This window comes from Clostridia bacterium (assembly GCA_019683875.1).
Lineage (GTDB): Bacteria > Bacillota > Sulfobacillia > RBS10-35 > Bu92 > Bu92.
On the sequence record JADGHN010000079.1, the window covers coordinates 1 to 7999 of the forward strand.

The window sequence follows — 7999 nt, forward strand, 5'->3', positions numbered from 1 at the left end:
CTCCGCCCGCGCGCTCGCGGTCTCGCCCGTCGCCGCGCTTGGCCCGCTCGCGTCCGGCGCTCGGGCTTCCTGCCCGCCGCGCAGCCGCAGCAGCACCACGGCCAGGAGGATGAGCGCGCCACCCGCGTACTGCCACGGCAGCAGCGCCACGTGCAGGAACGCGTAGGCCGAGACGGCCGCCGCCACCGGTTCGAACGTCGCCACGATGCCCGCCTCCGTGGCGGAGACGTGCCGCAGGCTCGCGAGGAACAGCCCGAAGCCCGCCAGCGTGCCGAACAGCACCACGAACGCGACGAGTCCCGCGACCGTCCAGGGGTCGCCCGACGGCCGCGCGGCCCACGGCGGAGCCCAGAGGGCCATGGCGGCGCCGCCGGCGAGCAGCGCCCATGTGGTCAGGCGCCAGGAGCCCAGCTCCGCGACGAGCGGCACGGACGCCAGCGTGTAGTACGCCAGTGTGACCGCCGAGAGGAGGCCGTACGCCAGCCCGAGCGGCGTCACGTGAAGGCCGAGGCCGCCGCCGGGCGAGGCGAGCACCAGCAGCGCCGTGCCCGCGACGGCCAGCCCGGCGGCGAGAAGCTCCAGAAGCGTCGGCCGGCGCCGCCCGCGGGCCAGCTCCCACAGCGCGATCGCCGGCACCGCCAGGTACTGGAGGAAGGTGGCCGTCGCCGCGTTGGTGGCCTCGATGGCCGCCATGTACGTGAACTGCACGCCGGCGAGGCCGAGGACGGCGAAAACGAGGAATTGCAGCCGGTGGGAGCGCGGGAACGGCGGCCGCAACGCAACGGCGAGGAGGCCGCCGGCGGCCAGCATGCGCACCGTCACCAGCCACGCCGGCGACACCCCGTGCGTGTGAAAGAGGACCTGCGCCGCCGTGCCGGACAGTCCCCAGCAGGCCGCGCCGGCGAGGACCATCACGATCCCGCGCGTCCGCGTCACAAGCACCCCGTCATTCCGCAGGCAGGATACTGTCGGCAGCATAGGGCAACGCGCCGCGCGCGCCAAGACTGCGCCGCCCGCAGCGGCCGCGCGCGTGGATAGGCACCGTCGCCCGTCGCCGCACATACGGTTTCGTTGCGCCCCTGAAAGGCGGAACCGATGGAGGCGGACAGCCATGTGCGGCATCACCGGGTGGATCGATTGGAACCGCGACCTGACACGGGAGTCCGACACCATCCGCAGGATGGCGGCGACGCTCGCCTGCCGCGGCCCGGACGCGTCGACGCAGTGGCTCTCGCCACGGGCCGCGTTCGGCCACCGCCGGCTCATCGTCGTCGACCCGGCCGGGGGAGGCCAGCCGATGCGCCGCCAGCGTGACGGGCGGGAGTACGTGCTGGTCTACAACGGCGAGCTCTACAACACGCCTGAGCTGCGCCGGGAGCTGGAGGCGCGCGGGCACGTGTTCCAGGGCCACTCCGACACGGAGGCGCTGCTGCTTTCCTACATCGAATGGGGCCCGGCGTGCGTGGAGCGCTTCAACGGGATCTTCGCGTTCGCCGTCTGGGACAGCGGCGAGGAGTCGCTCTTCATGGCGCGCGACCGCCTGGGCGTGAAGCCGCTCTTCTTCACGCAGCGCGGCTCGATGCTGCTGTTCGGCTCGGAGCTCAAGGCGATCCTCGCGCACCCGGACGTCGAACCGGTCGTCGACCGGGACGGCCTGGCCGAGGTCTTCGCGCTGGGGCCGGCGCGCACGCCGGGCCACGGCGTGTTCAAGGGGATCGAGGAGCTGAAGCCGGGCTGGTCGCTGCGTTTCTCGCGGGACGGCCTGCGCGCGTGGCCCTATTGGCAGCTGGAGAGCCGCCCGCACGAGGACGACGAGCGGACGACCGTCGCCACCGTGCGCGAGCTTTTCCTCGACGCGGTCGAGCGCCAGCTGGTGGCCGACGTCCCGGTGTGCACGCTCCTTTCGGGCGGCCTGGACTCGAGCGCGCTCACGGCCGGGGCGGTCCGCGTGTACCGGCGCGACGGGCGTGGCGAGTTGCACACGTATTCCGTCGACTACGAGGACAACGACCGCTACTTCCGCCCCAACGACTTCCAGCCGGACGCGGACGGGCCGTGGATCGACGCCGTCTCCCGCCACCTGGGCACGCGGCACCACCGCGTCTGCCTCGACACCGCGTCCCTCGCGGAGGCGCTCGTGCCGGCCATGCGCGCGCGCGACCTGCCGGGCATGGCGGACATCGACGCCTCGCTGCTGCTGTTTTGCAAGGAGATCAAGAAGGACGCCACCGTGGCACTCTCGGGCGAGTGCGCCGACGAGGTGTTCTGCGGCTACCCGTGGTTCCGGCGCGATGACGCCATCTCCGCCGATACGTTCCCATGGTCCCTCAAGGTCGGCGAACGGCTGCAGGTCATGTCGGAAGAGCTGAAGGCGCACGCCCGCCCGCTGGAGTACATCCAAACGCGGTACCAGGAGGCGCTGGACGAGGTGCCGCGCCTGCCGGGGGAGACGGGGCGCGCCGCGCGCATGCGGGAGATCGCGTACCTCACGCTGACGCGCTGGATGCCGACGCTCCTCGACCGCAAGGACCGGATGAGCATGGCCGTCGGGCTCGAGGTGCGCGTGCCGTTTTGCGACCACCGCCTCGTCGAGTACGTGTGGAACGTGCCGTGGGAGCTCAAGACGCTTGGCGGGCGCGAAAAGGGACTCCTGCGCCGCGCGCTCCAGGGTCTTCTGCCCGACGACGTCCTTTGGCGCCGCAAGAGCCCGTACCCGAAGACGTTCCATCCCGGCTACCTCGCCGCGATGCGCGAGCGCGTGCTGGGCATCCTCGACGACCCGGCCTCGCCCCTGCTTCCGCTCATCGACGTCAAAGCCGTCCGCGCGATGGCGGAAAGCGACGTCGAGTTCGACATCCCGTGGTTCGGCCAGCTCATGCGGCTGCCGCAACTGTTCGCGTTTCTCGTCCAGGTCGACGCCTGGCTGCGCGAGTACCGCGTGCGGCTCGCGTGAGGCGTCGTCGCGCCCTCGACGACGCTCGCGCCGCCGGCCGTGTGTGCTATAATACCGTGCGGTTTTCCACGTGCCGGACACGAAGGCCGAAAGAGCGAGAAAAGAGGTACGCCCGTGAAAGCAGGCATTCATCCGCAACTTTATGACGCGACCGTCACCTGCGCGTGCGGCGCGGTGTACCATCTCCGGTCCACGAAGCCGCAGATCAAGGTGGAGATCTGCGGCAAGTGCCATCCGTTCTACACCGGCACGCAGCGCGTGGTGGACACGGGCGGCCGGGTGGAGCGCTTCCGCAAGAAGTTCGGCTCGGACTACCGCAAGGCCGGCCGCGCGAGCGCAGCGGAGGTCGCCGGGGAGCAGTAGCGCGCGTCGGGCAGGGCGGGAGCCCTGCCTGTTTTCTTTTTGCGGCGCACGGGCGCCGCATCGTATTTTTTCCGGGAGGTGGCGCCGTTGGCCGGGGCGGTGTACGGCGGGCAGGCGGTGATCGAGGGCGTCATGATGCGCGGGCCGCGCTCCATGGCCGTGGCCGTGCGCCGGCCGGACGGCGGCATCGCGCTCGATCAGAAGGACCTTGGCCAGTGGGCGAACCGCTGGCCGTGGGCGCGGCTGCCCGTCGTGCGGGGGCTCGTCACGCTGGCGGAGTCGCTCTCGCTCGGGTTCGGCGCGCTCATGTTCTCTGCGAGCGCGGCGTCGCAGGAGGACGAGCAGCTGACGCCGGCGCAGATGCGCTGGACGGTCGCCGTCGCGACGATCGCCGGCCTCGGCGTGTTCGTCGTCCTTCCGACATGGCTGATCGGCCTGCTGCGTCACGCCGTCCACAGCAGCCTGCAGCTGAACCTCATCGAGGGGCTGCTGCGCCTCGCCATCCTGTGGGCGTACCTCTACGGCATCTCGCGCACGGCGGAGATCCAGCGCGTGCTGCAGTACCACGGCGCGGAGCACAAGGCCATCGCCGCGTTCGAGGCCGGCCTGCCGCTGACCGTGGCGCACGCCGCGCGTCAGTCGCGCTTTCACCCGCGCTGCGGGACGAGCTACCTGCTGTTCGTCGCGCTGGTCGCCGTCGCGCTGTTCGCGCTGATGGGGTGGCCGTCGCTCCTGTGGCGCGTCGCCAGCCGCCTGGTGCTGCTGCCGCTGGTGGCGGGGCTGGCCTACGAGCTTCTGCGCTTCTCGGCGCGGTACGAGACGCGTCTCTGGGCGCGCTGCATCGTCGCGCCCGGGTTGTGGATGCAGCGCCTGACCACGCGGGAGCCGGACGAGCGCCAGCTCGAAGTCGCCATCGCCGCGTTGACGGCCGTCGTGAACAGGGAGGAGCAGCTCGCAGGATGACCCTCGACCTCAGCAAACTCGCGCAGATCGAACGCCGGTACGAGGAGATCGCGGCCCAAATGGCCGACCCGGACGTGGTGAGCGACGCCGAGCGCCTGCGCGAGCTCGCGAAGGAGCACGCTCGGCTCGAGGAGATCGTGCTGCCGTACCGGCGCTACGTCACCCTGGGCCAGGACATCGAGGCGGCGCAGGCGCTGGCGGCCGAATCGTCCGACCCGGACACGCGCGAATGGGTGCGGCGCGAGGTCGCGGAGCTCGAAGCCCAGCGGGAGGCGCTGGAGCGGGAGATCCTGCAGCTTCTGCTGCCGCGGGACGAGCGCGACGAGAAGAACGTGATCCTCGAGATCCGCGCCGGCGCGGGCGGGGACGAGGCGGCGCTCTTCGCCGGCGATCTCCTGCGCATGTACACGCGCTACGCGGAGCGCAGGGGCTGGAAGGCGGAGATCCTCAGCGCGAACGAGACGGGCATCGGCGGGTTCAAGGAAGTGATCGTCAACCTTTCCGGGCGCCAGGTGTACAGCCGCATGAAATACGAAAGCGGCGTCCACCGCGTGCAGCGCATCCCCGTGACCGAGTCCGGCGGCCGCATCCACACGTCCACGGCGACCGTCGCCGTCCTCCCGGAGGCGGAAGAGGTCGACGTGCAGATCAACCCGGAGGACCTTGAGATCGACACGTTCCGGGCGAGCGGCGCCGGCGGCCAGCACGTGAACAAGACGGAGTCGGCGATCCGCATCACGCACAAGCCGACGGGCATCGTCGTCACCTGCCAGGACGAGCGCTCCCAGCACAAGAACCGCGAGCGGGCGATGCGGATCCTGCGGTCGAAGTTATACGAGTTGGCGCTTCAGGAGCAGCATCAAAAGGAGGCCGAGGAGCGCCGCAGCCAGGTGCAGAGCGGCGACCGGAGCCAGAAGATCCGGACGTACAATTTTCAGCAGGGGCGCGTCACCGATCACCGCATCGGCCTGACGCTCCACAAGCTGGACTTCATTTTGGACGGCGATCTCGATGAGCTGCTCGACGCCCTCATCGCCGCGGACCAAGCCGAACGGCTGCAGCGCTCCGGCTGAGGCTGCCGCTGCGCCTCAGGAGGTCCCCGGCGCCGGGGCGCCGCCGGTGGCTGCGTCCGCCGCCGCGTGGCGCGAGTGGGCCGCGGGCGCGCTCGCCCGGGCAGGCGTGCCCGCGCCGCGGCGCGAGGCGGCGCTGCTGCTTGCGCACGCCGCGGGGCGCGACACGTCGTGGGCCTGGACGGCCGGCGAGGGCGACCCGCTCCCTGACGCCGCGCGCCGGCGGCTGCCCGAGTTCGTGCGGGCGCGCGCCGCGCGCCAGCCGTTCGCGTACGTGGTGGGCTCCGTCGAGTTCGGCGAGGTGCGCCTCCGCGTCGCGCCCGGCGTGCTCGTCCCGCGTCCGGAGACGGAAGTGCTGCTGGAGGCCGCGCTCGCGCTGGCCCCGCCCGACGCGCCGCTCCGCCTCGCCGATCTCGGCACCGGGAGCGGCGCGCTCGCCATCATGCTCGCGAAGCGCCGGCCGCGCGCGGAAGTCTGGGCCGTCGACGCCTCCCCGCGCGCGCTGGCGTGCGCCGCCGCGAACGCCCTTGAGCACGGCGTCCGCGATTGCGTCCGCTGCCTCCTGGGCGACTGGTGGACCGCCTTCGCGGGCCACGCGCGGGCCGCGCTGCCGCTGGACGGCGTCGTCTGCAACCCGCCGTACCTGACGCCCGAGGAGTGGCGATCCGCCGACCCGGAGGTGCGCGCGGAACCGGAGATGGCGCTGGTCGGGGGGCCGACGGGCCTCGAGGCGTTCGAGCGCGTGCTCGCAGGCGTCGACGGCCGCCTGCGTCCGGGCGGGTTCCTCGCGTTCGAGGTCGGCGCCGGCCAGGCCGGCGCCGTGGCGGAGCGCATGCGGGCGCGCGGGTTCGCGCGCCTGCGCGTCGAGCGGGACCTGGCCGGCCACGAGCGCGTCGTCGCCGGCATCTGGGAGGGGGCGGGCGCGTGAGGCGGCTGAAGGCGGATGAGCCTGGCGCGATCGAGGCGGCGGCGGCCGCGCTGCGCGCCGGCGAGCTCGTCGCCTTTCCCACGGAGACGGTGTACGGCCTGGGCGCGAACGCGCTGGACGCGGCCGCGGCGGCGCGCATCTTCGCGGCGAAGGGCCGCCCGGCCGACAACCCCCTGATCGTGCACATCGCCGACGAGGCGATGCGGGATCTGGTCGCGGCCGAATGGCCGGAGGCGGCCGCGGCCCTCACGGCGGCGTTCTGGCCGGGGCCGCTCACCGTGATCGTGCCGCGGTCGCCGCACGTGCCGGACGTCGTCGCGGCCGGGCTGCCCACCGTGGCCGTGCGCGTTCCGGACCACGACGTGGCGCTCGCGCTGATCCGGGCGGCCGGCGTGCCGGTCGCCGCGCCCAGCGCCAACCGCTCGGGGCGGCCGAGCCCGACCCGCGCGGACGACGTCCTCGCCGACTACGCGGAGACGGACCGCGGCCCGTCCATCGTCCTCGACGGCGGGCCGGTGGCGATCGGCGTCGAATCGACGGTCGTCGACTGCACGGGGCCCGTGCCGGCCGTCCTGCGCCCCGGCGGCGTGACCCTGGAGGAACTGCGGGAGATCTGGCCGGACCTGCGCGCGGCGGCCGGCGAGGAGGCGCTGCAGCGCTCGCCGGGGACGCGGTACCGGCACTACGCGCCGTCCGTGCCGTTGATCGTCTTTCGCGGCCCCGGCGCCCGTGTCGCGCTCCTGCGCGCGCTCGCGGACGCGGCGGCGCGGGGCGAGGCGGTCGCAGTCCTCGCGCCCTCGGACACGGCCGCCGCCGCGCGCGCGGCCGGCCAGGCCCGCGCCGTTGCCGACGCCGGCCCGCGCGACCGGCCGGGCGCGTACGCGGCCGCGCTCTTCCCCGCGCTGCGGCAGCTGGAGGCGTCCGGCGCCGCGCGCATCTTCGCCGAGAGCCCCGCGCCGGACGGCCTCGGCTGGGCCGTGCGCGACCGCCTCGCCCGCGCCGCCACGGAGGTCGTCGACGCCCCGCTCGCGCGCGTGCTCTTCGTCTGCACGGGCAACACCTGCCGCAGCCCGATGGCCGAGGCGCTGGCGCGCCGCCTGGCGACCCAGCGGGGCCTGGCGTTGGAGGTGGCCTCCGCCGGCACTCACGCGGCGGAGGGCGACGCCGCGGCCCCGGAAGCGGTGCAGGCCGTCCGGCGCCTCGGCGCGGAGCTCGAAGGGCACGCCAGCAAGCCCGTGACGCCCGACCTGCTGCGCTGGGCGGACCTCGTCGTCACCATGACGGCCGGCCAGGCGGAGCGGCTGCGGGCGCAGCATCCGGAATACGCCCCGAAAATCGCCACCTGGTCCGAAATCTTTGGCGGTGGCGACGTACCCGATCCCATCGGCATGGGACAAGACGCCTACGAGCGCCTGGTGGACAGGATGGCGGCCGACCTGCGACGATGGTTGCAGACCGAATTCGGAGGTTCGTCGCGATGAAAGTGGCCATCGGCGCGGATCACGCCGGGTACGCGTTGAAGGAGAAGGTCAAGACGTGGCTCGCGGAGATGGGCCACGACGTCGAAGACTTCGGCACGCACAGCGACGCCTCGTGCGACTACCCCGATTTCGCGCGGGAGGTCGCGCGCGCCGTGGCGCAGGGGCGCGCGGAGCGCGGCGTGCTCGTCTGCGGGAGCGGCATCGGCATGGCCATCGCCGCCAACAAGGTGCCCGGCGTGCG

Annotated in this window: 8 protein-coding genes; 7 read left to right on the forward strand and 1 reads right to left on the reverse strand. The window is 73.2% G+C overall.

Annotation, left to right across the window (positions count from 1 at the left end):
* Positions 1 to 936, reverse strand: a 936-nt coding sequence (locus tag IRZ18_07105) for an EamA family transporter (protein ID MBX5476868.1), incomplete at its 3' end; no start/stop codon positions are given.
* A 175-nt stretch (positions 937 to 1111) separates the two neighbouring features.
* Here IRZ18_07105 and asnB point away from each other — a divergent pair.
* From asnB to IRZ18_07140, 7 genes are all read left to right on the forward strand, one after another.
* Positions 1112 to 2953: an asparagine synthase (glutamine-hydrolyzing) gene (asnB, locus tag IRZ18_07110; GenBank protein MBX5476869.1), complete on the forward strand. Its 1842-nt coding sequence runs from the start codon at positions 1112 to 1114 to the stop codon at positions 2951 to 2953.
* Positions 2954 to 3067: 114 nt separating this feature from the next.
* Positions 3068 to 3316, forward strand: a complete 249-nt coding sequence (rpmE, locus tag IRZ18_07115; GenBank protein ID MBX5476870.1) for a 50S ribosomal protein L31 — start codon at positions 3068 to 3070, stop codon at positions 3314 to 3316.
* 132 nt (positions 3317 to 3448) lie between these two features.
* Positions 3449 to 4279, forward strand: a complete 831-nt coding sequence (locus tag IRZ18_07120) for a DUF1385 domain-containing protein (GenBank protein MBX5476871.1) — start codon at positions 3449 to 3451, stop codon at positions 4277 to 4279.
* Positions 4276 to 5352, forward strand: a complete 1077-nt coding sequence (gene prfA / locus IRZ18_07125; GenBank protein MBX5476872.1) for a peptide chain release factor 1 — start codon at positions 4276 to 4278, stop codon at positions 5350 to 5352. The genes IRZ18_07120 and prfA overlap by 4 nt, the downstream gene beginning before the upstream one ends.
* Before the next feature lie 46 nt (positions 5353 to 5398).
* Positions 5399 to 6277: a peptide chain release factor N(5)-glutamine methyltransferase gene (prmC, locus tag IRZ18_07130; protein MBX5476873.1), complete on the forward strand. Its 879-nt coding sequence runs from the start codon at positions 5399 to 5401 to the stop codon at positions 6275 to 6277.
* Positions 6274 to 7758, forward strand: a complete 1485-nt coding sequence (locus tag IRZ18_07135) for a threonylcarbamoyl-AMP synthase (protein MBX5476874.1) — start codon at positions 6274 to 6276, stop codon at positions 7756 to 7758. The genes prmC and IRZ18_07135 overlap by 4 nt, the downstream gene beginning before the upstream one ends.
* On the forward strand, positions 7755 to 7999 hold a 245-nt coding region (locus IRZ18_07140), incomplete at its 3' end, for an RpiB/LacA/LacB family sugar-phosphate isomerase (protein ID MBX5476875.1). The genes IRZ18_07135 and IRZ18_07140, both read left to right, overlap by 4 nt.